This is a genomic window from Aerococcus sp. L_32, from assembly GCF_050689315.1.
The window spans coordinates 1-503 of sequence record NZ_JBOEQF010001325.1; the positions used below are offsets into that span (position 1 = coordinate 1).

Below are 503 nucleotides of genomic sequence, written 5' to 3' on the forward strand. Positions count from 1 at the left end.
GCATTTAGATTATCGGTCAGGGTTTGGATTTTGCTGAAACGAGGGACAGCGAAGTACATGATAAATCCAATCATCACTAATAAAACACCCACAGCGACAGCAGTTGTCATTGACCATTGCCAGTTTTGACCGGAAATTTTCGCAATCGCCCAAATGGACATGATTGGTCCCCGTAAAACGACTTGTAGTCCTAAAGCAATCAACATTTGGATTTGGGTCAAATCATTGGTAGAACGCGTCACTAAACTTGGCACTGAAAATTGGTTGATTTCATTGGCTGAATAGCTCATGACTTTATCAAACACTTCCCCACGAATACGGGCAGTTAAACTTGCAGCAATACGTGCAGCAAAAAAACCTACCAATATAGCAGAGGCAAAAGATGCTAGTGATAAACCAACCATGATTAAACCTGGTTCCCAAATATCCGCTGTCACGGTATCTGGCATTTGTAGTAATTCTGTAATTTCTGACATGTAGTCAGGGATTTCTAACTCTAAGTA

1 protein-coding gene is annotated in these 503 nt (G+C 41.0%); it reads right to left on the reverse strand.

Translation table 11 applies throughout. The annotated features are described in order from the left end of the window. Window positions 1-476, reverse strand: a 476-nt coding sequence (locus ACRCJ0_RS19595; protein WP_431391894.1) for an ABC transporter transmembrane domain-containing protein, incomplete at its 3' end; no start/stop codon positions are given. Between the last annotated feature and the right edge of the window lie 27 nt (window positions 477-503).